Origin of the sequence: Yersinia enterocolitica, from assembly GCA_002082245.2 — a bacterium.
Classification (GTDB): domain Bacteria; phylum Pseudomonadota; class Gammaproteobacteria; order Enterobacterales; family Enterobacteriaceae; genus Yersinia; species Yersinia enterocolitica_E.
Map to the genome: position 1 here is coordinate 860,902 of NBTC02000002.1, position 25,741 is coordinate 886,642.

Consider the following 25,741-nt stretch of genomic DNA (forward strand, 5'->3'; position numbering starts at 1 on the left):
CTGCTCTCTACGAGGCCGTTACTTACCGCCTTCCTGCAACTTGAAATCTATCGGGTATTTATTATTCTGGTTTTGATCAGGTTACAGACTTGGTCTTGGATTACCCGCCAGTTTGGCCAGAGCTTCGGTATTCTCGATAGTAATGTACTTACCTTTCACACTCAGAATATCGCTTTTCTGGAAACGGCCCAGTAAACGGCTGATGGTTTCTACCGTCAGACCTAAATAGTTACCAATATCACCACGGGTCATCGTCAGGCGGAACTCACGTGGAGAGAAACCACGTTGAGCAAAACGGCGAGACAGATTATAGATAAAGGCCGCCAGACGCTCTTCTGCATTCTTTTTGGAAAGTAGCAAAATCATATCTTGGTCACCTTTGATCTCACCACTCATCAGGCGCATCATCTGCTGGCGCAGATTTGGCATTTTGCCGGATAAATCGTCCAACGTATCAAACGGGATTTCACAAACCATGGATGTTTCCAGAGCTTGTGCGAAGCTCGGATGCTGCAAATTGCTGATAGCGTCAAAACCGACTAAATCACCCGCCAGATGGAAACCGGTGATTTGCTCATCACCTTCTTCGGTAATGGTGTAGCTTTTAATGGTCCCGGAACGGATGGCATACAGGGATTTGAGTTCATCACCCGCTTTAAACAGCGCCTGTCCTTTCTGAATAGGTTTCTTCCTTTCAATGATATTGTCGAGCTGATCCAGCTCGTTTTCATTTAAGGTAAACGGAATACAGAGCTGGCTAATACTGCAATCCTGACAGTGAATTGCACAACCACCAGACTGGATACGTCGGATTACGCGTTTTTCCGGGATCATAGGGTATTCCCATTAATATTGATATGCGTCAATTTTAACATCTTTTCTTGCGTCTGATAAGAGCAACAATAGTTAGCGTGCTAAAAGATAACCCTCATGCATTAATAACCAGCGTTTTCTCTCCACTCCACCGGCATATCCTGTCAATGCACCTTGTTGCCCAATGACCCGATGACAAGGGACAACAATTGAAATAGGGTTCAATCCATTCGCCATCCCGACAGCCCGCGAAGCGGTAGGGCGGTTGATTCGTTTTGCTAACTCGCCATAAGTAATCGTTTCGCCACAGGGGATTTTTCGCAGCTCTTGCCAGACTTGACGCTGAAAATCAGTCCCAGCGGTTTTAACTGGTAAATTATCAATAATGCTCAGGTCACCAGCAAAATAGCGTTGCATACTGTCACTTAGCCCACCGGGATTGCGTTCTTCAACCAATGTAAACGCGCCCTGGCCGTAATGGTTGCCTAGCAACTTCATCAGACGCTCGTAGTGGTCAGTCCAATCGATGGCACGTAGCCGGTTTTCTTGGTCTGCGATCAGTAACAGTTCACCTTGTGGAGTTGCCATCCGATCAATAAAAAACGTTTCCATAAGTCTCCGCTATGCTGCTGCTGCTGTTGGTTGTAGACAGTTTTGCCGATAATGATTGCCTGAAATATGGCATCAAAAGATACCTACTGTGGCGATAATCGCATAACCAAGAAAATTTAGGTATAAATTCGGGGTGGGCGAACCCAACATTAGCGGCTAGGATGATAGCTTATTGATTACGAAAGCCCTTGTTTGTGAGTATTAACTGTTGTGACGACTGATACTTACGATTGCCACTTCATGCCAGGTACTAACTCCATGTCAAATATCATTTTGTCTCCTTTATTACGTGATGGCGATCCTCAGTCAGCTGTTATCGAGCGCCCGCACAGCCAATCACCATTTATCTTACTGGCCGACCATGCCGGTCAACGGATACCGGTTCAACTTGGTGATTTGGGGTTACCCTCAGGAGAAATTGACCGCCACATCGGTTGGGATATAGGTTCATTGGCAATGGCGCGGTTACTTAGCCAGTATCTGGATGCAACCTTGATTCATCAGCAGTATTCGCGATTGGTGATTGATTGCAATCGCACGCCGGGAATCGCCAGTTCGATCCCTGAAATTTCCGAGCACACACGGATCCCGCGCAATATTGGTGTCACCGTAGCAGAGGCTGAAGCGCGCCGGGTTGAGGTATTCCAGCCTTATCATGATTTGATTACACAAACGCTGAATCAACGTCGTGATAGCGGCCAGATGAGCGTGATCCTCTCCATGCACAGTTTTACACCGTCGTTTAAAAACATCGCGCGCCCCTGGCAGATTGGTACCTTGTTTCATCGTAATCCTGAGTTTGCTTTGCAACTGGTTTCATTGTTACAGCAAGAAGGTGACCTGCACGTCGGGATTAACGAACCTTATGCCATGACGGATGCAACAGATTTCACGTTACCCTTCCACGCAGAACAGCGGCAGTTACCTTATGTGGGTATTGAGATTCGTCAGGATCTTATTACGCATCAAGCAGGTCAGGCGCTCTGGGCGAGCCGTTTGGCGCGACTGTTGCCGCAGGTGTTAGCGGCATTGAATTATGCAAAATAAGCAACAATTCCATTTATTGACATGAAAATTATCTGTTCTGCAACAATTATCAACGCACGCTCATGACCAACAGCCATTAATTGGTTATTATCAGCATAATCATCATTTTTTATTCGCTGCATAATATTAAGGTTGATAATTACGTGGAACCAAAACCTGCGCGCATTCTGATCAGTGCCTGTTTAATGGGAAAACCGGTACGTTATAACGGCAGTGCCCTGTCTGTTAGCGATGAAATTATTCAACGCTGGCAGGATGAGGGGCGACTGGTCCTTATTTGCCCTGAATTATCCGCAGGTATGCCGGTACCGCGTCCGCCTGCCGAAATTCAGCAAGGTAACGGCGAGGCGGTGTTGCAAGGGCTGGCGCGGGTGACCGAGCAGTGGGGCAATGATGTTAGCCGGGAGTTTTTGCAAGGGGCTTATCAGGCTCTGGAGTTGGCGCAAAAGCACTGCTGCACAGTAGCAATTTTGACCGAAGGGAGTCCATCTTGTGGGAGCAGCCGCATCTATGATGGTCATTTTAGCGGCACCCAGCGCACAGGACAGGGAGTCACCACGGCGTTATTGCGCCGCCACGGAATAACCGTTTTCAGCCATCATCAGCTTAAACAGGCGGATGATTTTTTGCGAAGCTCTTCACAAGTCAAGGTTGAAAATTAACCGAGTGTCATAAAATCTCGCTATACTGTATGAATGTACAGTTGTGGCATAAAGTCGCATTTTTGGTCACTTCATCTTTCTTGAAACCATTAAGTCGAGGTAGCGATATGACATTTAAGATAGTAGAAAAGCAACCGCAGCAAATAGTCAGTATTCGGCTGGTCGGCCCTTATCACGAGACTATCCCGCAAGGCTTTAACCAACTTTCTTCACTCTATACTCAGTACCAAATCCCTGGGAAAGAGTGGTTGGCTCTTTACTGGGACAATCCTGAGACTAATCCTCCTGCTGAGCTACGGGCTGACATATCCTTGTCTGTGGCTGACGATTATGTGTTGCCCGCAGAACTCAGTGATCAACTACAACTACAAGTGATTCCCGGGGGGTTGTATGCGGTGTATCACACCAGGGTAACGGATGATGATTATGCCAAAGCCTGGAGCGAGTTGTATAACCAGCATCTGCCACAAAGTGGTTATCGTTCGGTAGAAGGTGCGTGTTATGAGGTTTACCTCAATGACGGCATAACTGATGGTTATTTTGATATCGATATCTGTCAATCGGTTGAAAAAGCACAATAATGAGTGGCGGCTGTGCCGGTTGGTGCGGCTGCCTATCGTGGCAACATTGATTCAGGATAGGCGTACCGGCGTATTATCACTTTATCTCGGTGGCAAGAAATAACTGGCTCAACCAGTCACTGAAAATACGTACTCGAGGGGAAAGCTGGCGGTTGTGAGGATACAGGAACGAGACTGGCATCGGGGGTGGTGCGTATTTTGGTAGTATCTCAACCAAGGTGCCAGCGATTAAGTCAGATTCGATATGGTAACGAGGCACTTGAATAATACCCAATCCAAGACGTGCGGCTGCTACAAAGCTTTCTGCACCACTGACTGATAGAACAGTCGGTAATTTTACTTGCTGAGTTTTAGTAGATGATGACGAAGCAGAGGGTAGATATGCGCTTTCTGTTATTACCCTGGAGGACGCTGATTTATTATAACCTGTTGTTTTATCGGGGCTAAGGGTGCTGTCAGTGCCAAATTCCAGTGGCATCAGGCTACCGGTTGCGCTAGAACGAAAACCTACCATCTGATGGCCTGGTAACTGGTCCAACCGGAGTGGAGTACCCTGTCGTTGTAAATATTGCGGTGCAGCACAGGTGACTTGTGGCAACAACGCCACTCGGCGGGCGACCATATCGCTGTCTTGTAAATTACCTACACGTAGCACCCCGTCAATACCTTCTCGAATAAGGTCGACCAAGCGGTCACCTTCACTGATAAATAACTCAATGTCAGGATATTGAGCAATAAAATCAGGTAATTGTGGCAAGACGAAATGGCGGGCTAACGTGCCCTGTACATCAATTCGTAACAAACCTCGTGGCTTGGCATTGGCAAAGGCCATTTCAGCATCTTCAATATCAGCAATAATACGCAGACAGCGCTGGTAGTAAGCTCCACCATCCAGCGTAGGGCTAACATGTCGGGTAGTTCGCTGCAATAAGCGCACATTTAAACGCTTTTCGAGCTGTTGAATGGCATCTGTCACTGTAGATCGCGGTAGATTTAAATCTTGGGCGGTTTGGGTAAAACTGCGTTGTTCCACTACCCTGATAAATACCCGCATTGCATCAATTCGGTCCACGTGATTGTTCGCTTTATTCGGATAGTGTTAACGAATAATAGATGATTATCCGAAACGATAAAAGTGGCATTCTCTGTTTGCGGGTGGTTAAACATAGCATGCTCCACTTGCTGGATAGCAATCAATGCATCGTCACAAACGATAAAATACACATCGAGGAGAAAATCATGGTGAATACAACCGGGCAGGTTGCCATTGTAACCGGAGCATCACGGGGTATTGGCGCAGCAATTGCTGAGCGTTTGGCTCAGGAGGGGTATACCGTTCTGATCAATTATGCCCGGAGTAACATTGAGGCGGAAACACTGGTGCGCAAAATTCAACAAGCGGGCGGAAATGCAGCGAGTGCGAAGGGGGATATCAGTGATGCCGCAGCGGTTGCACAGTTATTTTCTCAAGCAGAAGCTGCGTTTGGCGGGGTTGATGTCTTGGTCAACAATGCTGGAATTCTATCTCTCAGTGCCATTGCAGACAGTGATGATGAACACTTTGACCGCCAGATCGCCATTAACCTGAAAGGGAGCTTTAACGGGATGCGTGAAGCGGCAAAGCGTTTGAAAGATGGCGGCCGCATCGTAAACTTTTCAACCAGTGTTGTCGGGCTGAAACTGGAAAAATACGGTGTTTATGCTGCAACCAAAGCGGCGGTTGAAACCATGACAGCTATTCTGGCGAAAGAGTTGCGGGGGCGTAATATCACCGTTAATGCTGTGGCTCCTGGGCCGACGGCAACCTCGCTCTTCCTTGATGGTAAATCACCCGAATTAATTGAAAAAATGGCGAAAATGGCGCCACTAGAAAGATTAGGAACGCCAGAGGATATTGCAGCAGCCGTGGCTTTTCTGGTTGGAAAAGACGGTGGCTGGATTAATGGGCAAGTTTTACGCGCCAACGGTGGCCTGATTTAGCCTGTGGTGAACGCGTGGAAAGGTCAGGGGAGCCTGCATTGTCAGAGATAACAATTAATCGCGACTGTCATAAAAGCGTCATTCGCTTGTTCTAGTATCCGTTGTAACCAATCAATACAAATTGTATTACTGTTTTACAACAAGGAATTATACCGATGCAGAACCGCGTATCCACTTTGTCCGGCATAGCGTTATCCACTCTGATACTCACCAGTTCATTGTTTACACCGAATGCTGTTGCTTCCGCCACTGGCTTATATGACCGTAGCGCCAAGGGAGATATCACTCAATTTGGTGGGGCACGACGTTTGACCGGTGATCAGACACAGGCTCTTCGTGATTCGCTTTCCAATAAAACCGTAAAGAATGTCATTTTACTGATTGGCGATGGTATGGGCGATTCAGAAATCACCTCAGCACGTAACTATGCTATGGGGGCCGGTGGTTTCTTTAAAGGAATTGATGCGTTACCACTGACAGGGCAATACACGCACTACTCATTAGATAAGAAAACGCAAAAACCGGATTACGTGACTGACTCAGCTGCCTCCGCAACAGCTTGGTCCTCAGGTGTAAAAACGTATAACGGCGCGCTGGGTGTTGATGTGTTCGGAAAAGATCACGTCACCTTGTTGGAGTTAGCGAAGAAAGCCGGTAAAGCAACTGGTAACGTTTCAACTGCTGAACTGCAAGATGCCACTCCTGCGGCACAGTTTGCTCACGTAACTGGGCGAAAATGCTATGGCCCGGAGGAAACAAGCGAGAAGTGCAGTAGCAATGCGCTGGAAAAGGGTGGGCGCGGTTCAATTACTGAGCAGATGATTGCCGGGCGCGCGGATGTCACATTGGGTGGTGGCGCTAAATCATTCAGCCAAGTCGCTAAAGCCGGTGAATGGAAAGATAAATCTCTGCGTGAACAAGCCTTGGCTCGAGGTTATGTTATTGTCGAAAATCTTGACGATCTGAATGCAATAAAGCAGGCAGACCAACAAAAACCGCTATTAGGGTTATTTAGCCCAGGTAACATGCCAGTACGTTGGCAGGGGCCGAAAGCGTCTTATCATGGCAATTTAGATAAGCCGCCGGTAGTTTGTGAAAACAATGCCGAGCGTACTAAAGATATTCCAACCTTGGCAGTGATGACTGAAAAAGCAATTGACCTGCTGAAACATAACGAAAAAGGATTCTTCTTACAGGTTGAAGGGGCATCCATTGATAAACAAGACCATGCGGCGAATCCTTGTGGTCAGTTCGGTGAAACTGTCGATTTGGATGAAGCAGTACAAAAAGCACTGGAGTTTGCGCGTGCAGAAGGTAATACCTTGGTTATTGTGACGGCAGATCACGCGCATTCCAGTCAAATTATTGAAGCAGATGCAAAAGCTCCTGGCTTAACACAAGCGTTAACCACGAAAGATGGCGCAGTTATGGCGATAAGCTATGGCAACTCTGAAGATGATTCTCAAGGGCACACGGGTACCCAATTGCGCATAGCAGCTTACGGACCACATGCGGCAAATGTGGTTGGTCTAACAGACCAAACCGACCTGTTCTTTACCATGCGTGATGCTATGGCGATTAAATAAGTCACGATACACCTGTTACAGCACAATTCGCTGAATAATCCCGGTGCAATAATGGCCGGGATTTTTAGTTTCTGTTAGCTACGATTATATCCATCCTCTAAATATCACTGATTTACATTATCATTTCTTACCAATTGTTATAATAATAACATTTTAATTCATGCCAAACTCCTGTCTTTCGCGTGCTGTGTACTTAAATTGCTGCGATCTTTGTCACACACATAACATTTGTCAGCTGATAATGTTATTGCAATAACATTGCGTGGTAAAAATTAGAATAAAGGGGTTAACAATGGATATTGCAGTAATTGGTTCCAACATGGTTGATCTGATCACTTATATTGATGAAATGCCGCAAGTCGGGGAAACATTGGAGGCACCGAATTTTGAAATTGGGTGCGGCGGTAAAGGGGCCAATCAGGCGGTTGCCGCTGCCAAGTTAGGTGCCAATGTGATGATGATCACTCGGGTTGGTGATGATCTATTTGCGGAAAATACCATAAGGAATCTACAAAAAGCTGGGGTTGATACCCAGTATGTAAAAGCAGTTACAGGGGCCTCGAGTGGTGTGGCTCCGATTTTCGTCGATAAATCATCACAAAATCGAATTTTGATTATCAAAGGCGCTAACAATCATTTGTTACCCGCGGATGTCGATGCTGCTGCTGATGCGCTCAAAGCTTGCCAATTGATTATTCTACAACTCGAAATTCCGCTGGAAACGGTCTACGCCGCTATCGACTTTGCCCGCCAGCACCAGATTAAAGTCATTCTTAATCCAGCCCCCGCATCTAAAGCATTGGATATCGGCTATGCATGTCAGTGCGAGTTCTTTATGCCAAATGAAACTGAGCTCGCGATTCTGACCGGAATGCCAGTTGATAGTCTGGATAACATTTACCGTGCAGGGCGCAGCTTATTGGATAAAGGGTTACATAACCTGATCATTACTTTGGGGCATCGCGGATCATTATGGATGCACGGTGAACACATTAACCATGTGCCACCGGTTAGTGTCCACGCCATCGACACCAGCGGCGCAGGTGATGCTTTCATTGGTTGTTTTGCTCATGAATATGTCCAGCACGGCAATATATTAAAAGCGATGGAAATGGCTTCTGCTTTTGCAGCCTACAGTGTCACAGGAAAGGGAACCCAACGTTCTTATCCTGATGCGTCGCAATTTATTGATTTTTTAAAGACCCTACACCAAGGAAAATAAAATGCGCCTTAATACCGTTCAACTGCCAGATGGCTATTTAAATAAAACACCGTTATTCCAATTTATTTTGCTTTCCTGCTTATTCCCGCTCTGGGGATGTGCAGCCAGTCTGAATGATATTTTAATTACTCAATTTAAAAGCGTATTTGCACTCAGTGATTTTGCCAGTGCACTGGTACAAAGTGCCTTTTATGGCGGTTATTTTCTGATTGCTATTCCTGCCTCTTTGGTCATCAAAAAAAGCAGCTACAAAGTTGCTATATTAACTGGGTTAACACTTTATATTATCGGATGTATGTTGTTTTATCCTGCTTCCCATATGGCAACATATACTATGTTTCTGGCCGCTATTTTTGCCATCGCTATTGGTTTAAGTTTCCTTGAAACTGCTGCTAATACCTACAGCTCCATGATTGGTCATAAAGACTATGCCACTTTACGGCTTAATATCAGCCAAACTTTCTACCCGATCGGTGCATTGATGGGGATAGTACTCGGTAAATACTTGGTATTTCAGGAAGGTGATAGTTTACACAACCAAATGGCCGCGATGACGCCAGAACAGATTCATGCTTTTCGTCTTACGATGTTAGAACATACATTGGAGCCTTATAAATATCTGATTTTCGTTCTACTGCTGGTTATGCTGTTATTTGTTATTACTCGTTATCCTCATTGCAAACCACAAGGTGATAGCGGTAAAAAAGTGGTTTCACCGTCATTAAAAGAAACCTTGAAATATTTAGCTGGGAACAGTCGTTTTAAAAAAGGCATTGCGGCGCAGTTCCTCTATGTGGGTATGCAAGTCGCAGTATGGTCCTTTACGATTCGCCTGGCCTTAAACCTGGGCGCATCTAATGAACGAGATGCCTCGAACTTTATGATTTACAGTTTTATTTGCTTCTTCATTGGTAAGTTTGTGGCCAACTTCCTGATGACACGATTTAAAGCCGAAAAAGTGTTAATTGCCTATTCTATTTTAGGTGCATTAACGTTGCTTTATGTCGTAACCGTACCCAACTTTACGGCGGTATATGCAGCCGTATTTGTTAGCGTCTTGTTTGGGCCCTGCTGGGCGACTATCTATGCAGGCACCCTGGATACAGTTGACAACAAATATACCGAAGTGGCCGGGGCCATTATTGTGATGTCGATAGTGGGGGCTGCAGTGGTACCAGCATTACAAGGGTTTGTCTCTGACCATCTTGGTTCAATGCAACATGCATTTTTTGTCTCATTATTGTGTTTCGCCTATGTTGGTTTCTATTTTTGGGGTGAACTGCGCAATAAACAACGGACAAGTGCGGCAACATTGGCAAATAATGAGTCTTAATTGAACCGGGAGTAACAATAAATGACCGCCAAAATAACGCTAATCCGTGAACAGTTCAGTCTTCAGGAGCAAGAGATCTATAGCAGTAGTGATTTTACTGTTATCAGTTTTAAATATGCCTCAGGTATTGAAGCTCTGAAAATTGTTAATTCTCGTGGGTACCTGACCGTTTTACCTTATTACGGCCAAATGATTTGGGATGCGGAATTTGATGGGCATAACCTGAAAATGGAAAATATGTTCTCTCAACCTAAGCGTGGAGAGAACATTGTTGATACCTACGGTTGTTTTGCTTTCCATTCGGGTTTGCGCCGTAATGGTTGTCCATCGCCTGAGGACGACCATGTATTACACGGCGAGATGCCTTGTGCTGAAATGGACTACGCTTGGCTCCTTATTGACGGCGACACACTTGCCGTCACGGGCAGTGTGGAATATGTGAAAGGGTTCGGTGATCATTATTGCGCGCAACCGCTGGTTAGGCTCAGGGCCGGTAGTGCGCAGTTCGATATTGAGATGAAGGTGACTAACTTATCCAGTATGCCGATGCCTCTGCAATATATGTGTCATATGAATTACACCTATATTCCTGGGGCCACTTTCCGTCAAAACTTACCCGGTTCAGCACTGAAATTGCGTGAGACAGTACCGGCACATGTACACCCAACCCCGCAATGGTTGCACTACACCCAACAATTACGGGAAAGAACTCAGGGATTAACCGATTTAAATGAATCGGAGTTTTACGATCCAGAAATTGTATTTTTTGCCGATAATCTTGCACAATATGTTGATAATGCAGAATTCTTTATGTTGTCCCCGCAAGGGCATCGTTTTGTGACTCGTTTTTCCACCGCGCAGTTTAATTATGCTACTCGTTGGATTTTACATAATGGCGATCAAAAAGTGGCTGCATTTATTTTACCTGCAACCTGTCGCCCGGAAGGGTATATGGCGGCGAAAGAAAAGGGGACGTTAATAATGTTATCGCCAGGAGAGAGCCGCCATTTCAGCGTGACCACCGGAGTGGTTTAATGTTGTATGCTGGCAGAGAATAGCTATGTTATTAGCGGGCAAGGACGCCCGCAGAGCCGTTAAGTAAATGCCAAACCACTGAAAACTAAATACGACCGTAAAAAGTCATTCTGGCTGTCTCGGATAGCGCAATATCGGGTTGAGCATTATAGGCTAACACTACCAGCATTCGTGTGATATTCCCTTGGGTCGGCGTGACCCGGTGAATCGCATTTCTTCCACGAAATAGCACTAAGTCCCCCGGTTCAATTTGCAATGTTTTAGGTGTGACCTGTTGGTTTAACAGTTGTTCCACTCCTGAGTAATTCATCTCTCCTTTATCGGCATCGCGCATCTCTTCAATATATTCAAAGACGCCACCCGCTTGCGGTTTTTGTACTAATAAGGTGATGGCGAATGATGAATTGTCAAAATGCCAACCTAACTCTTGGCCTTGACTGGCGTAGTGCAAGTTAATTGAAGAAAGTGAATCGGCGTAAGGGTAGAGTTGTTTTTCATCTAATACGGCACACAAGAAGTCTTGGAAATCTTGCGCATTGTACAGCGTTCGTAATGCGGAATCGGTAGGGATTTCTTCGTCAGTAATACAGCCTTTTGATGAAGTAACCAACCGATTACGGGGATGACCAGCAGGGAAGGCGGGATCGGTTTTGGTCAGATAAACATTATGCTGATTAGCGGCATAGTAAGCTCGATGCTTATGACTGACGCCTTCTTGTTTAATACTACTCAGTGCGCGGGGCTGCAAGAAGCCTGATAGTACCAAGGCGCCGTATGTTTCTAACGTGTTCTTGCACTGTGTGATGAACATGACATCGTTGATTGGGTTGGCTTCCATATTAATAATTTCGCTGAGCTGCTGCATATATCCTCCCAGTAATGCTAAATGTTGCTTGGTTTCTGTTCCTAACTGTATAGGATTAGTTGTAACTGGAATAACAATAAAACGTTACTGTTAGGTTAAGTTTGGCTATCGGTATCAATATAATGCGTTATGGATAAGGGGGGCTGTTATGAATAGTTTGAAGGCTGTTCGTTTGCCAAAGTTAACCGCCATTTTAGCATTCGAGACAGCCGCTAATACCGGCAGTCTGGCCAGTGCGGCGGCCCGGTTATCATTAACGCCAGCGGCGGTTAGCCAGCAAATACGTCAGTTAGAGCAACATCTGGGGATTCAATTATTTGCCCGTTCGAAATCAGGCGTTGAACTGACCTCGCAGGGCAGTGCCTATTTAGCTTATGTACAGCAGGCATTTGAAACATTACGGATGGCCCAACAGAGTATGGCGCGGGATAAAGGCAATATATCATTAAATATCTCAGCACTGCCCGCCCTAGCGAGTCGATGGCTTAATCCGCGTCTCAAACAGTGGTTAGCCCAATATCCCGATGTGGATATTCGGATTCATGCTACTCACGGGGTGGTTGATTTCAACCGTACTGCGGCAGATTTTTACCTGGCTTTTGGTGATGAACATTATCCCCAACAAGAGAAAGAAATGCTATTTCAGGATTGGGTTTTTCCGGTTGCAAGCCCACTGCTATTAACTACCCCTTGGCTTGATGGCAAACACAACATTATCTACCCGATGATACATGTTGATTGGGGCAAAGAAGGGCAGTTCTTACCTGATTGGCATGAATGGCTGCTGTCAGCAAAACTAGATGAGTGTGTTCCCAACCGAGGGCCAATCTACAACTTAACCTCCATGGCAATTGATTCGGCCGTGGCGGGGAACGGTATTTTACTGGGCCAACAACATTTGATTAAAAAAGAATTAGATGAAGGGTGTTTAATTCAGTTGTCTGAACATAAATTACCCGTTACAAAACCTTATTATCTAATTTACCCCAAGCGAACCCTGGACAAACCAAGAGCGGTGGAGTTTATCCAATGGTTGCATAGTCTTTGCTAGCTGAATGCATAATCAACTGGCATAATTGATTTATTGTGCATTCTGGCCTGTTGTTATGGTGGGCAGATGCATTAAATTAAAACACTGACTTATTATTTAACCTGTAAATTGCACTTAAGTTAAATTTACAGGTTTTCTCTACGGCTTTTTGCCGTGGTTTATTTGTGTAAAAACCGTGTGTGAAAAGAGTTATTTATTAAAAATCGCCATTAAAGGCAGAATAAAAATTACTATTTTAAGATAGGGGCATATAAACCATCGTGGCGAAGAGAAAATCTACCGGTACCGGCTGGGTTATCCTACTAATAGTCGTTTTAGGGCTGATTACAGGTATCCCAAGAGAAGTGTGGATTGCACTGAGTGCGGCTATCTTATGCATGTATTTTGTCTGGCAAAATCTTAAAGGGACTAAGCGGTCTGTCGCCTCATCTATTAGCGCGGACATGCAGAAAACTGCAGCGATACCTGATCTTGGCGATTATCCTATTACCCCTTCACAGCTTGAACCCGAAAATAGCATTGAAGGTAGCAGCGCAAATCAGACCCCATCAGTTGATGAAATCAAGAAACCCGCGACTAAAAAACCCGAGACCTCGCGAGGATCTTTAGCCCGCGCTTCCTGGTTACGTCCTGGAGAGTTGGCGGTTGTGGCTGGAATAAATTTACCCGATGGCATGATTTACATTGGTAATAAATACAAAAGTAATCGCACTGGTGCGGAACCTGCATTTATTAACCCATCGATGGATGTGGCAGAACAAGAAATAGATATCTCCTTGCCGCGGATTGATAATGCGCCTGATTACTCGACATGTTCGCCGCAAGCGAGAAGAGCTTATTTACAATGGCTTGCAGATGGGCGTAAATCACCTACTGCGCATATTGGTTACGTCTTCCTATTCTTCTATGGTTTGGAACATCGGATTTTAATCGATGCTGCGATTGATCCGGTAGCGAAAAAAGAACTTCCTGTTCTTGAAGAAGAAATTAATCGCCTGCTAAATATTTATGGGAAAAATAACGCATTTAATCATTATGCGCAGAACTTGTTGGTTTATATATCTCGAGTGAATATAGAAGAGAAACTCTATCTATCTCCACCCCCATTAACCCGCGAGGCATCAACAGAACTTCCGTTGGCGCTACTGGTTGGTTTAGGGCAGTTGGCTGTCGACCAGCAACCTTTGCCTGCCACCTGGGCGCTCGCCTGGGGCGAGGCTGATCCGGCGATAAATCAGAATATCTCAATGGCACATTGTGCTGATATTTTCTCCTCACTTTTTCAGCAGCGTTATCGTGAGCAGTATGGAGACGGATTTTTATTACCCATAAATAAAACCAAGTTACTGATATTTTATCGCCCTGCATCTGCGGGATTAATGGGGCAAGAGTTCTTTCAGCAGATGGGGGAACTGCCGAATGTGGCTGTGTGTAAAGCGCATAGGGATAAACTGAGGCCAATATTTGAATCTTGCCAGCATGACCTGGATATCTATAACCGTTTTGCCAGTGTTAATCCAAAGAAAAAAATGTCACTGGAAGGGCAACTATTATTACCGATGCCGTTGTGGTCAGCAGCATTAAAAACAGAGTTAGAAAGTATCAAAGCGAGAGTGGGTTATGGCTTGTTGATGGTAACGCTGGATGAGCTTTTTCTTCGGCTCAGTACGGCGTGCGACACCAAGCCATTAGAGCGTTTATCCCGCAGTCAGGTTATGGCATTAACCTTTGCATTAGCATCACTGCAAGTGGGTATTGAACCTGATGTCAGAGCAGATAACCGCACACCTGTTTTGCAAGATACTGTGGCACTGTTCCCTATTGAGTCAATGGTGGCTGAATCTGCCACCTTTGCCGCATACCGCGTGACCATGCTTGCGGTGGAGTTGGCTTGCGCAGCGGTGATGATCGATGGGCGTATCGGTGAGCCAGAATCTATGATATTGACCCGACATATTGATGCCTGGGGTTATCTTAGCCCCGGTCAGCGTATGCGGTTGAAAGCTTATCTCCAACCCGGTATCAGGAAAAATAATACCCTGCTGGCCCTGAAAAATAATCTTGAGCCGCTCTCACTGGAGAACCGTCGGGCCATTGCTCGCTTTTTGGCACATTTGATTCAGGTAGAGGGAACCATTACGCCACCAGAAGTGAAATTTCTTGAGCGGGTATATAAGCGTTTTGCCTTAGACAGCAAATTGGTTTATAGCGATCTTGATAGCCGTGCAACCCCGATGACACTGAGTCTGCCGTCTCAAGCCGCTGAAGTTATTAATGATACAGACCGTATTAATCTGTTAAAAAATGAAAGCCAGGAATTAGTGGTGTTGCTGGAGAGTCTGTTTGTTACTGAAAATACTGAGGTATCGACTCAGGAAGATATTAATCCACAATCAATAGCAGCAATTAGTGCTAATTTGCCCGATAGCATCGTGACTTTCTTGAAATTATTGATTTCCCGCGACTCTTGGGAAAGAGAAAAATTAGCAGATATCGCGTTAGATATGGAAATCAAAATTGACGACGCGCTGATTGAAATCAACCGCAAAGTATTATCGGCGTTTGATGCACCCTTGGTAACCGGTGAAGAAGTTATCGCAATAAACCGTGATATATCGGCAGCACTATTAATATGATTAGCCAGGTATCGCCGCGGTGTAACTTGAGCTGAATGCTAATAATCGCTACCATAGCGCGCCTAATAATGTCAGAGAGATAGTCGTGATGAAATACCAATGGATACTGTTCGATGCGGATGAGACACTATTTCACTTTGATGCATATCAAGGGTTAAAGCTGATGTTTTCTCGCTTTAATGTGGATTTTTCCGTGCAGGATTTCGATTATTATCAATTGGTTAATAAACCGCTGTGGGTTGATTATCAAGATGGGAAAATATCCGCCAGCGAATTACAAAACACCCGTTTTGAGATGTGGGCAGAGAAACTGGGGGTGGCAGCTACCCGGTTGAACAGTGAGTTTTTAGTCGCCATGGCGGATATCTGTTCACTCCTACCGGGGGCCCGTGAGTTGGTTGATGCCTTGAGTGGTAAAGTGAATATGGGCATTATTACCAATGGTTTTACCGAGCTACAAACGATACGTTTGGAACGTACTGGTCTGAAAAATGTCTTTTCTCCGCTGATCATTTCTGAACAAGTCGGGGTGGCCAAACCGGATGTGGCTATATTTGAGCATGCTTTCAATTTAATGAATAATCCGGCCAAAGAGCATATTCTAATGGTGGGCGATAATCTGCATTCTGATATTCAGGGTGGTATTAATGCAGGGATAGATACTTGCTGGCTTAATATGCACGGCAGTGTACCGGATGATAATATTGCGCCTCGTTACCAAGTCAGTTCGCTGGCAGAGTTACAGAAATTACTCTTGGCCTAATTAACCTCCTATCTAATTTTAAAAGGCTGTTAACGGTATATTATCGATAACAGCCGGTTATCTATGCTCGTATATTAGTTGCAAAGCTTGACTATATTAATTCTGAAGGAAGGCCCGTAGCCACGGGGTGAGTGCAAGATTTTATTTTCAATAGATTTAAAGAGGAATTTTAAATATGACGTTACTTCGTAAAAACTATCCTCATCTTGCTAACCCTGCGGGGGCTTACGTTCATAGCGTGAAGCACAATGGATTGCTTTATATTTCAGGTATGACAGCGTTCGGTACCATTGCACAAGGGAGAAGTATGGCCGAACAAGCTACAGAGATTTTTCATCAAATCGCTAGCATTGTGCAGGCTGAAAATAGCAGTTTTGCTGATCTTATTAAGATAACGATTTTTGTGACGGACATTTCGCAGCTAAGTACCTTGCGTGATGTTATGTATAAATTTTATGGTGCAAACTTGCCAGCCAGTTCTTTGGTTGAAGTTAAAGGTTTATTCTCACCTGAGATAAATATTGAGATAGAAACGCTATTTGCTATTAATCCAGCCTAAAATTGAGCTAGCCCGCACAGCCGCCAGTAAGCGGAAGTGCGGGTTTACAACTAAGGTCTGCCATCTAACGTAATTCAATGCTAGTGACAACGTCACCGTTGATTGGCAATTAAGTCTTCTACTTGGTCAAAAATAGGCATTTCAGGCCCGAAGCGGCGCACCTGGAGCACATCTTCCAGTTTCTCCAACTGGCTTATCATTTGCAGTAATCGCTGATCATCCAAGACTTGCAGCCAAATGCGACTTTCGTCACCGCCAGCCAACGGCATACACAAAATTCCCTCGACGTTAAATGCGCGCCGGGCAAATAGCCCACAAATATGAGACATCACCCCGGGGTGGTTGCGTACTGTGAGTAACAGTGTCACCTGCGCAGATGTCGATAGGTTTGGTGCTGGTTGTCCTGCCATTTGTTGAGTAGTCATATTACTCCCCTCCAATCATATCGATATTTGCAGCACCCGGTGGCACCATCGGATACACTTTTTCATCCACATCAATCAGTGCGTGGATCAATACTGGGCCTGGGCGGTTTAAGGCTTCATGCAAGGCAGCATAAGGGTCGCTGGCTGTGTTGAGGTCACATGTGGAGAAACCAAACCCTTCTGCGATATGGATGAAGTTTGTGCGATACGGGTAATCGGCTGCAAAAATACGTTTACCAAAGAACAGTTCCTGTTGCTGATGGACTAAACCCAATGATTGGTTATTCATCAAAATAATCTTAACGTTCAGCTGCTCTTCAGCGGCGGTCGCCATTTCCTGAATATTCATCATCAGGCTACCATCACCAGAAAAACACACTACTTTTGCCTCTGGTTTCGCCAGTGCTGCACCAATGGCAGCGGGCAGACCAAATCCCATGGTGCCCAGTCCGCCAGACGTTAACCACTGTCGCGGGCGATGCAACGGATAAGCCTGCGCTACCCACATCTGGTGTTGTCCCACATCAGTGGTAATGATGGTGTCATCATCCAGCGCTTCGGCCGCCGCGCGAATCAAACCATAGTGGCACAGTGGGTTGGTGCTGTTGGGTTGATTGAACGGAAATTCGCGCTGCATATCACTGACGGTTGAGCGCCATTCGCTGCGTGAACGAGTTTCAACTAAAGGCAACAGGTGGGTTAATACCTGCTTAATGTCGGCATTCATTGCCAGGTGTGGTCGGCGGATTTTGCCTAATTCAGCTGGGTCAATATCAATATGAATGATGCTAGCATCAGGGCAGAATTGTTCTGCTTTTCCGATAGCACGATCATCAAATCTCGCCCCAAGTACGATCAATAAATCAGCTTGTTGCATGATCAGATTGGTTGAGCGTGCTGCATGCATTCCCAACATTCCCAAGGATAATGGGTGGTCAACGGGCATGGTACCCAGTGCCATTAATGTCATGGTAGTTGGCAGTCCAGCCTGTTCAGCCAGTTGTATTGCTTGTTGGTGTGCCTGCGAACTAACGATTCCTCCCCCCAGATAGAGCACAGGCCGTGCCGCACGGTTGATCATTTGAGCGGCGTGCGCGATAGCTTGTGGGTCTATTGGGCAAGGTTCATCGGCAACTCCTGGTAGCGGCAAACTCTCAAGCTCAATTTCTGCTGTTTGCACATCTTTGGGAATATCAATCCATACTGGACCGGGCCGCCCAGACTGGGCAATGCGAAATGCCGCCGGGATCACCCGGGGCAATTCGCTGATATCGCGAACCAAATAATTATGTTTGGTGATAGGTATCGATATGCCATAGGTATCAACCTCTTGAAAAGCATCGGTGCCAATCATTGAGGAGGAAACCTGACCTGTAATACACACGAGTGGAATAGAGTCTAGTTTGGCATCGGCAATTGCCGTGACCAGATTGGTTGCCCCAGGGCCGCTGGAGGCTAAGCAGACTGCGGTTTGGCCGGTGGCGCGGGCCATGCCTTGAGCCATAAAGCCAGCACCTTGTTCGTGTCGTGCCAGCACATGGCGAATAATACGGCTTTGCCCTAGAGCATCATACAACGGTAACGCTGCGCCGCCGGGAATGCCTGCGACCGTGGTAATACCTTGCTGCTCGAGCAAGCGAACTATTAATTGGGCGCCTGTATAACGCATGGTTATATCCTTCATCAGGGCCGGCGGTTAACAGAGTGGGGCTAAAAAGAAACCCCGCTCGGCTGGCGCCGGCGGGGTTTGGGAATCTTTCTGGATTCGGTACCCGTTACGGCGCGCTGCCGACCACCACCACTAGCACGCGTACGACTACCACTGCGTTAACATACGCAGTATTTTGTAGACTGAAGGTGGCAGTGGAATAGTTCACGAGGTATCTCATCAATAAGTGTAATAAGCCTTAAAAGATAAACACGATTCGCCAAAAGGCACAAGCAATCAGAATGATAACAATGCAAAAATCTGAGGCGGATCACAACGTTACTGGTGTGGCTGGACGCGGTAGTTAAATATTTTTTTTAATTATTTGAAAATTAAAGTAATTAATAGATGTTTGGTTAGCGATTTAGCAAGATAAGGTTTTTTATCATATAGCATGAGGTGTCAGCACTCAGATAGCCTATCAACACAGGCTAATCTGCTCTTGTTGATACCTTGTTTAAAATTTAAACATTAAAGTAAAACTCTTGGAGTGTATGGAATAGCCGCTTGATAAGGCATAGAAGGGACTTATGCATAAATCGTTATCTTTGGTTCTCATTGCTGTTATCGCAGGATGTGGTGCGAAACAACCCCCTCCCGAAACGGTCAGCATTGATAATTACACCGCAAATCGTATCACCAGTATTATAGAAGCTAAATTAGAAACAGCACCTTATAGCAATAAGGGTGATGCTATTGCGAATATATCTGCTGAGTTTTTAGGTACACCTTATGAGGCAAATGTACTCATTGGTTCGCTAACGCAACCGGAACAGTTAGTGGTCGATTTCCGTGGATTGGACTGCTTCACCTACCTGGATTATGTTGAAGCCTTGCGAAAATCAGGAAGCAAGGCGGAGTTTGTGCAGCAAGTTATCAGAACAAGATATGTTGATGCTGATGTCAGCTACTTGCACCGAAAACATTTCTTTACTGACTGGTCACAGCGATCCCCTTTAAACGCACAAGATGTTACTGCACAAATAAGTACTCATACCCACACTGTTCTCAAAAATCTGAATCAGAAAAAAGAGGGTGGCGAGTTTATCCCCGGGCTGAGTGCTATTGAGCGTAATATTGTTTATATTCCGGCTGAGTTTATTAATGATGCGGTAGTCGCGGAGTTAAAAAATGGGGATTATATCGGCATTTACACCCCTATTTTAGGTCTGGATGTCACCCATACAGGAATATTTATCAGGACAGCAAAAGGCGCGATGTTCCGTAATGCATCATCAATGAAAGGGAACAATAAAGTTGTCGACTCACCTTTCTTGGAATATGTGAAGAAAACCCCAGGCATTGTGGTACTTAGGGCATTGCCGGTCGGAGATAGTGATTTAGAACCAATGGGTTGAGTTCAGTATGGTGGTATCCGTTACTCCCCCGACTCAACGGGGAATAACGGATATATTACTGATGGTTTACGGCCTGAATTGCGGATTAATCAGCAAGAATATTGCCGCTAATTGTTCACGATTCTGCAAGTTTATTTCGCTGCTGGCAGAATAACCCTGGTTGTGAATAATCATTTCACCTAAGCCAACCAGCCAATCATAAATATAAAATGCAGTATTATTGGTTGGGGTCAATGCCAATTTGGTCAATCGCTGTGATGCCCCCAACGGCGATACTGATTTAGGTGGTTGGGCAAAAATCTTATTTCCCCGATTAATACGGCTATCAGGGCGCTGGTTTTCCTCTATTTGTAAGAAACCAAGCCAGGCAACAAAATCGCCCAATACCGTCAACGCACGCGATACCTGACGATCGGCTTTGGTTTCACGGTGCAGACCAACTTGCTCACTGTCTGCCAGTATCGTGATTAACTGCCCGGCGATATCCAGTCGGATACTGGCGGTAATCAGTTCTGCAACCAGCAATTCAATGGTGGGTTTGGCAATACCGAGCAGTTCAATCAATGGGCCGTTATCGGGCAGTTGTCGCAGGTGATTTATCCAATAACGCTGCACACTTGCGGCATAGGCTGTTTCATAATCATGGCTTATCGCAGGTGTTACCGTGGTTTGAAATGCCGCGGATTCGGGCTGATCACTGAATAAGTCGATATCGATACCGATACTAAAAGGTTCGCTATGGGTCGCTGGGGTGATCAATTCAGCCGCACGGTTTTGCTGTTGTAGATATAAACCGCGTAACTCATCACGAGAGGGCAGCAGTCGCTCTAATAACTCGCCGTGTAAGCCGGTTCGCGTTTGTAAGGCTTTGAGTAAGGTTTCAGCAATACGTTGTTTCTGTTGCAATTCGCTGTTTGCTGGCTGATACCAGCCTGCAAGCAGATTATCGGTCAATTCTCGTTGTAACTCATGAAGTTGTTCGGTTATCCGTTCTGTTTTGATATCACGACGGATCTCTTGGGTCAGATAAGTGACCATTCGTTCAACACCACGAGTGTCCAATGCCAGCATGGAGCCCCAGCTATCACCAGGATTACCCACATGACGTTGTACCGCTTCGTCATAATTTTTCGCACCAGCCAACTGTGGGTCAGCAGTAACCCGTTGATCAAAAGGTGTTAATGCCCAGATTAACCCAGGATTGCGACGGGAACGCACCTGCACATTTTCCCCCTGTGTTTGCTTAACCCAATAATCCAGTGCCTTACTGACAGTTTTGACTTCTGAGCGTTTACCCGCCGCATTACAGACTAATAGCAGGTTTATCTGCTGTTTATCCGTGTAGCGGTCAAGCAAATAGGCATTTTTAGCTTGAGATAGCAAAACGGCCTGCGGATAAGGAGGATGTTCAAGGTATTCTGGTGTATCGAATGGCTCAGTAAAATCAGGGAAATCTAGCAAGTCAATGGATTCAAATACATTTTTACGGGTAGATGTGGTCAGCGGGATATGTAACTCGGCAGCTAAAAAAGTTAGCTCAGCAAGTGACAACGTCACTAAATCAGTCGCATTGTCATCAACTAAGGGTATAACTTGAATGTGGCTATCCGCGGGTGTGTTCAGAGAATAGAGTGTCGCAACATTCATAACGCCATTGGCGGGCAGTAGGGTATCGTCCACTAATACGCTTAGTGGTGACAGTACTTGAGTCGCGCCGCCCAGATGTTGCAAAGTATAGGCAAAATGGCGGTAAGCATCGGTCAATGGCTGTAATTCTGTCCACAGTAATGAGAACAAAAGGGCACGATCATCAATGCTCAGATAAGGAGCCAGTTCAATGGCCACCGGCCAGAAATGAGTTTCCAGTTTTCTCTGGCGCGGGGCGTCATGACGAACCAGATAATCCCACAGCCCAATGACATCATCACTGCTGATACCTGCGTTGGCGATCGGTTGTCTGCGCATAACGAGCTGTTGCAGATGGTCAGTAATATGCTGTTCATCCAGCGAATGCTCTCGTCCATCCTGATGACGGGGGCCTTGAGGGTTATCCAGTAGAAAAGCACCCACAACTATTTTAGCAATATCCACTTCACTGAGAAGAGAAAGCCGTACCGGATGGCTTTCGGAATGACTAACGGCTTGCTGGCTAAAACGTGTTGCCAGCCCGCTGGCCTGATAGCCCGGTTTTATTTGTTGCCAAAAGTCGAGAGTTTTCCCGCCAAGGGTGGTTTCCAAGCGGCCATTTTCATCCGCCGCCAGCGCTGAAATAAGGTGCTGTTTCCCGGCAGATGACTGACCAAAAAAGCCAATGCTCATGCCGGTTAAGGATGTTTCCGTTAGTTGACGTGCTTTATTGCGATGGCGACGCAGTTTGATGGTGAGAAGATCGGCTTCAATATCCAATCGAATGGCGTGTTGGCGCACATTGTTAATCCAATCAATTGTTTGATCAATACCTTGTGTGACCTGCTCAAGCTGGTTATTGAGCTGTTGGGTGATTAATGATTTCATTTTCTAAATACACTCCCACTATCAATCCAATAATGGGTTGATCCTGAACCGTTGCTGGCTAATGTGTTGAGCTTGAGGCGCAGGTGGTGGGATGGCACACGGCTCCCATCTTGCAATACGGCATCCGCTATCTCAAAGCGCTCCTGACCATCGTCATTCTGCTTGTCGCCCTTTGCTAATCTCAGTCTGACATGCAATACGCTGTCACCCGCGACTTTGCGCGCCAGTTCCTGATCAACAATGGATAAGGTATAAAGCGGCGAGGCAGGCCAACGGTCATTATCGAGCTGGCGAAAGCCAAGGCACAACGACCCTCTAACCTGAAAATGAGCGTCGGATGGCAAGGCAAAATTGCTGCTATCCAGATCGATATCGCGATAGTAGACATTCTCTTCTGTCAGTGCGTCGCTGCTGTCTAACATCCCGAGGTAGCGTATGGTTGAATAAGGTTGGAAATCACCGGCTTTAAAGTAAAAACCGGCCAGCCGTAAGTCCAGTGCCAGTAAACATAGCATTGCCCCCACTGCGGCAGTCGATTTTGGGTTATCAATGCGACCATGCTTGTTAAACGGATACCAATCGCTGGTGTGATATCCATCCAGCGAGAGAATACGATTGTTGGGCAGAGGTTGCAGATGGCGAAATAGTGCCTGAATGCCGGGGAAGCGTGAAGGGCGGCCAGTCAATAACAGCACATCACAAGAATAGAGTGATACCACTTCAGACAGTGAACGCAGGTTTTGCGTAATACTCATTCGGTTAGATAAAAACTCACCGTGCAACTTGCTTAGCTTTAATACTAACGGAACCTGCAAAATATCAAACCCGCCAGCATCTGTTGCTAGTTCACGCTGAACTTCGCTGTTAATGTAATCAAGGACTTTCTGCGTCGGTAATTGGGGCAATAGCTCGCCAAAATTAGCGTCTATTTCTGCACTGGCATCCAGGGGATCAAAGTTCTCGTAGGCTTCCAGAATAGCCCGGCCTGCGGGCATAAATATCTGCAATGTGGCTTGCTGACGCAGGGCTGATTGCCCATCCATGCGGCCATCATTGCCGAATAATTTATCCAGCAAGGCATCAGTATTGGTGACGCCAGCTTTCTTAAGGCGAGCCTGGAGGGCAGGTAGAAGATAGAGCTGAATAACATCCAGCAAAATATCATCACCGGCCACTTTAAACCCTTCACGGAATAACAGGCGCGGGCTGATTTTGACATTATTGCCAATACCATCATCCAGCCAATATTGCGTAATTGCCAGGTCGGTGGTGCCACCGCCAATATCGATAGAGGCGATACGTAAGGTTTTCCCGGCAACATCCCCAGCTTCCGGCTGTTTATCGGGTCGTGCCATACTGGCAAAAAAGGCTGCGGTACGGCCACCGAAATTAACTTGAGTTTCGTTATACAGATAAACCATCTGACCGCAGGTCGCTTCATCCCATTCCATCTGTACATCTGGTACTGGAACCTGGCTTTTGGCGCGGCCTTGGGTGGATGCAAAGTTATCATCTGCCGGATGCCAACCCATAGATTTCCAAACTAAGGCAATGGCTTCATTCATCCGGCGGCGGAATATCTCGCGCTCCGGTTTTGGCATGGCGGACGGCAGCGTTAAGATAATGGCGCGTAATTGCCGTGGCGCATTGGCATGGGTCATTTTTAAACGTTGTGCCGCGCTGTTGATTTGCATCAGCGCTTGCGCCAATAGTTCCGACAACATAAATGTCATCAATGAACTACGGCTATAATGTGGTGAAAATACCGGGAGCCGTTCATCTACTGGCATCGTATAGAGCGGTTGGCCGTCATCATTGACCAGATTGGTCAGCGGCAACGCCGTCGCCAGCGGTTCATGTATTAGTGTGGTTTGGGTCTCGTTGAAGCGCCAGCCCGCAGTATAGGTCTCTTCATCCCACAGATAGCGGCGGGGGCTGGAAATGCCGGTAGACCCTTCGGTGCCTAAACGGTGCTGTGCCATACGGCTGGCTTCACGACCAACACGGGTAATCGCAGGCCAGATAAAGGCATCGTCACGGCCACTTTCCACCGAAAAATTCTGTTTGCCGAACTTCGCTTGCGCAAATTCAATCCGGCTTTCAAACAGTTCGTTATACAGATAGTGTGGCTCGCTTAAATCACGAATTTGTAATTCGTAAGTCTGTTTCAGGCCATTACTTTCATCTGCATGGTCTTCCACCAAAATGCCGCAGGTATGCGAGTTGCCGACATCGAGGATCAAATCAACATTAACGGTAGGTTCTTGTAGGGTGCTGGTATTGATTTTTATTTCTGGCACACCAATTTGGCTGCCAAGTAACTCCAGCAAATTAAGATAGTGCGCCTGATATTCGAATTCGCGCAGCGACACACTGATATGCCTTTCGGTGCGTTCTTCCTGCTCTGATGCCTGTTGAACAAAAACTTCCCGCAACCAACCGTCAACCCAGGTTAAATCAAGGAATTCTGCCAATTCTTCATTGTGGTAGGCCAGGGCGAAACTTAATCCGGTTTTGACATCATTTTCATTAGGTGCCAAATACTCATTAGCATCACCTTCAGGATAGACTTTGGTATCAAATGCCATGGTGGCACGTAAAGTATTGCCATCTTGATCTGGCGAATCTAGCACTAAAATCTGTACTCTGGCCCAGTTATCAGGCCCATTAACGAAGGTGCGCGGCGGATTAAAACGCAAGAAGGGCAGCGGCAACCAAATCTTGTTCAGCAGTTTTAGCGATTGTTCCAATGGAATACTAAATTCAGGTTTAACAATCTCTGGGGCTGAGCCGGGTACCATTAGCGAATATTTACCGTTATGTGGATGGTAGTTCAGGCGTAATAGTGGGCCATTAGCGCTTTTGCGGACGAATTTATTTGGCAGCTCAGTATCTAATTGGGGCTTTAAAGCGAAGTCCAGAAACTGAATGCCGCTGTCCTGAATAAGCGTAATTTTCTGTTTTAAATCCGTGATCGTTGCCAGCATAATA

Annotated in this window: 22 protein-coding genes; 13 read left to right on the forward strand and 9 right to left on the reverse strand. The window is 46.0% G+C overall.

From position 1 onward, the window contains the following. Window positions 1–81 precede the first annotated feature (81 nt). Both A6J66_005300 and A6J66_005305 read right to left on the reverse strand, forming a co-directional pair. Window positions 82–834: a transcriptional regulator FNR gene (locus A6J66_005300; GenBank protein PNM23663.1), complete on the reverse strand. Its 753-nt coding sequence runs from the start codon at window positions 832–834 to the stop codon at window positions 82–84. Between the two features lie 72 nt (window positions 835–906). Then, window positions 907–1,425 (reverse strand): methylated-DNA--[protein]-cysteine S-methyltransferase, encoded by a 519-nt coding sequence (locus A6J66_005305; protein PNM23664.1) that lies wholly within the window; start codon window positions 1,423–1,425, stop codon window positions 907–909. A 258-nt stretch (window positions 1,426–1,683) separates the two neighbouring features. Between A6J66_005305 and A6J66_005310 the strand changes: the two genes are divergently transcribed. From A6J66_005310 to A6J66_005320, 3 genes are all read left to right on the forward strand, one after another. Then, window positions 1,684–2,472, forward strand: coding sequence for an N-formylglutamate amidohydrolase (locus A6J66_005310; GenBank protein ID PNM23665.1), 789 nt, complete (start codon window positions 1,684–1,686; stop codon window positions 2,470–2,472). 143 nt (window positions 2,473–2,615) lie between these two features. Next, window positions 2,616–3,134, forward strand: a complete 519-nt coding sequence (locus A6J66_005315) for a DUF523 domain-containing protein (protein PNM23666.1) — start codon at window positions 2,616–2,618, stop codon at window positions 3,132–3,134. A 107-nt stretch (window positions 3,135–3,241) separates the two neighbouring features. Next, window positions 3,242–3,715, forward strand: a complete 474-nt coding sequence (locus A6J66_005320; protein ID PNM23667.1) for a DNA gyrase inhibitor SbmC — start codon at window positions 3,242–3,244, stop codon at window positions 3,713–3,715. Window positions 3,716–3,791: 76 nt separating this feature from the next. Here A6J66_005320 and A6J66_005325 read toward each other — a convergent pair whose 3' ends face one another. Then, complete coding sequence (locus A6J66_005325; GenBank protein PNM23668.1) at window positions 3,792–4,787, reverse strand: LysR family transcriptional regulator; 996 nt, start codon at window positions 4,785–4,787, stop codon at window positions 3,792–3,794. Window positions 4,788–4,954: 167 nt separating this feature from the next. On the opposite strand from A6J66_005325, the gene A6J66_005330 reads away from it, so the two are divergent. The 5 genes from A6J66_005330 (at window position 4,955) to A6J66_005350 (ending at window position 10,871) form a co-directional block, all read left to right on the forward strand. Further along, window positions 4,955–5,695 carry a KR domain-containing protein gene (locus A6J66_005330; protein ID PNM23669.1) on the forward strand — a complete coding sequence of 247 codons (741 nt, stop codon included), beginning with the start codon at window positions 4,955–4,957 and terminating at the stop codon, window positions 5,693–5,695. A 155-nt stretch (window positions 5,696–5,850) separates the two neighbouring features. Then, entirely contained in the window at window positions 5,851–7,281 is a 1,431-nt protein-coding gene (locus tag A6J66_005335) for an alkaline phosphatase (GenBank protein ID PNM23670.1), read from the forward strand. Between the two features lie 292 nt (window positions 7,282–7,573). Beyond that, window positions 7,574–8,503 (forward strand): ribokinase, encoded by a 930-nt coding sequence (gene rbsK, locus A6J66_005340; protein PNM23671.1) that lies wholly within the window; start codon window positions 7,574–7,576, stop codon window positions 8,501–8,503. 1 nt (window position 8,504) lies between these two features. After that, window positions 8,505–9,836: an L-fucose:H+ symporter permease gene (fucP, locus tag A6J66_005345; GenBank protein ID PNM23672.1), complete on the forward strand. Its 1,332-nt coding sequence runs from the start codon at window positions 8,505–8,507 to the stop codon at window positions 9,834–9,836. 21 nt (window positions 9,837–9,857) lie between these two features. Beyond that, window positions 9,858–10,871: a DUF4432 domain-containing protein gene (locus tag A6J66_005350; GenBank protein ID PNM23673.1), complete on the forward strand. Its 1,014-nt coding sequence runs from the start codon at window positions 9,858–9,860 to the stop codon at window positions 10,869–10,871. An 85-nt stretch (window positions 10,872–10,956) separates the two neighbouring features. Here the strand turns inward: A6J66_005350 and A6J66_005355 are convergent, their stop codons facing one another. After that, window positions 10,957–11,736 carry an arpA protein gene (locus tag A6J66_005355; GenBank protein ID PNM23674.1) on the reverse strand — a complete coding sequence of 260 codons (780 nt, stop codon included), beginning with the start codon at window positions 11,734–11,736 and terminating at the stop codon, window positions 10,957–10,959. A 148-nt stretch (window positions 11,737–11,884) separates the two neighbouring features. Between A6J66_005355 and A6J66_005360 the strand changes: the two genes are divergently transcribed. From A6J66_005360 to A6J66_005375, 4 genes are all read left to right on the forward strand, one after another. Beyond that, the gene (locus tag A6J66_005360) at window positions 11,885–12,787 is read left to right on the forward strand and encodes a DNA-binding transcriptional regulator (GenBank protein PNM23675.1); all 903 of its coding nucleotides are present in this window, start codon (window positions 11,885–11,887) and stop codon (window positions 12,785–12,787) included. 260 nt (window positions 12,788–13,047) lie between these two features. Next, window positions 13,048–15,423 carry a hypothetical protein gene (locus A6J66_005365; GenBank protein PNM23676.1) on the forward strand — a complete coding sequence of 792 codons (2,376 nt, stop codon included), beginning with the start codon at window positions 13,048–13,050 and terminating at the stop codon, window positions 15,421–15,423. An 88-nt stretch (window positions 15,424–15,511) separates the two neighbouring features. Beyond that, complete coding sequence (locus A6J66_005370) at window positions 15,512–16,186, forward strand: noncanonical pyrimidine nucleotidase, YjjG family (protein ID PNM23677.1); 675 nt, start codon at window positions 15,512–15,514, stop codon at window positions 16,184–16,186. Window positions 16,187–16,361: 175 nt separating this feature from the next. Next, the gene (locus A6J66_005375; GenBank protein ID PNM23678.1) at window positions 16,362–16,745 is read left to right on the forward strand and encodes a RidA family protein; all 384 of its coding nucleotides are present in this window, start codon (window positions 16,362–16,364) and stop codon (window positions 16,743–16,745) included. A 92-nt stretch (window positions 16,746–16,837) separates the two neighbouring features. On the opposite strand, the gene A6J66_005380 is transcribed toward A6J66_005375, so the two are convergent. From A6J66_005380 to A6J66_005390, 3 genes are all read right to left on the reverse strand, one after another. Then, on the reverse strand, window positions 16,838–17,155 hold the full coding sequence (locus A6J66_005380) for an acetolactate synthase 1 small subunit (GenBank protein ID PNM26903.1): 318 nt from the start codon (window positions 17,153–17,155) through the stop codon (window positions 16,838–16,840). A 16-nt stretch (window positions 17,156–17,171) separates the two neighbouring features. Next, window positions 17,172–18,854, reverse strand: a complete 1,683-nt coding sequence (gene ilvB, locus A6J66_005385) for an acetolactate synthase, large subunit, biosynthetic type (protein ID PNM23679.1) — start codon at window positions 18,852–18,854, stop codon at window positions 17,172–17,174. A gap of 91 nt (window positions 18,855–18,945) precedes the next feature. Next, the gene (locus A6J66_005390) at window positions 18,946–19,059 is read right to left on the reverse strand and encodes an ilvB operon leader peptide IvbL (GenBank protein PNM23680.1); all 114 of its coding nucleotides are present in this window, start codon (window positions 19,057–19,059) and stop codon (window positions 18,946–18,948) included. Between the two features lie 349 nt (window positions 19,060–19,408). On the opposite strand from A6J66_005390, the gene A6J66_005395 reads away from it, so the two are divergent. Beyond that, window positions 19,409–20,236, forward strand: a complete 828-nt coding sequence (locus A6J66_005395) for a DUF1460 domain-containing protein (protein PNM23681.1) — start codon at window positions 19,409–19,411, stop codon at window positions 20,234–20,236. 66 nt (window positions 20,237–20,302) lie between these two features. Here A6J66_005395 and A6J66_005400 read toward each other — a convergent pair whose 3' ends face one another. Together A6J66_005400 and A6J66_005405 are read right to left on the reverse strand one after the other, a co-directional pair. After that, window positions 20,303–22,750 (reverse strand): virulence factor, encoded by a 2,448-nt coding sequence (locus tag A6J66_005400; protein PNM23682.1) that lies wholly within the window; start codon window positions 22,748–22,750, stop codon window positions 20,303–20,305. Next, window positions 22,747–25,737 carry a virulence factor SrfB gene (locus A6J66_005405; protein PNM23683.1) on the reverse strand — a complete coding sequence of 997 codons (2,991 nt, stop codon included), beginning with the start codon at window positions 25,735–25,737 and terminating at the stop codon, window positions 22,747–22,749. Before A6J66_005405 ends, A6J66_005400 begins: the two co-directional genes overlap by 4 nt. Between the last annotated feature and the right edge of the window lie 4 nt (window positions 25,738–25,741).